This is a genomic window from Pollutimonas rozaliensis, assembly GCF_048751585.1.
In the GTDB taxonomy this organism is placed as follows: Bacteria; Pseudomonadota; Gammaproteobacteria; order Burkholderiales; family Burkholderiaceae_B.
The window spans coordinates 1-243 of sequence record NZ_JAZHOB010000318.1 but is presented as its reverse complement, the minus strand read 5'-3'; the positions used below and the strand labels follow the sequence as shown (position 1 = coordinate 243).

Here is a 243-nt window from a genome sequence, read left to right as displayed (position 1 = left end):
TACAAGTATCAACATTTGGTTGATACTTGTAGAGACACCAATCCATGCTTTCTTTGTCGATATCTTGTCCATAATTTCGCTTTGGTATAATCGCTTCACCACCTTTAGAGTCAACATATGTCCTTAAAGCGTCGCTGTCATAGCCTTTATCGGCGATAAATACGTTGACCTCCTTAAGGTGGTCAACAAGACTTTCGGCACGAGCAATATCATTTCTCTGGCCTTCTGATAGCTAGAAATAGA

At 40.3% G+C, this 243-nt stretch carries 1 pseudogene; it reads right to left on the bottom strand.

Annotation, left to right across the window (positions count from 1 at the left end):
* Positions 1-214: pseudogene (locus tag V0R37_RS23065) on the bottom strand (IS5/IS1182 family transposase); the annotation flags it as partial.
* Positions 215-243: the final 29 nt, after the last annotated feature.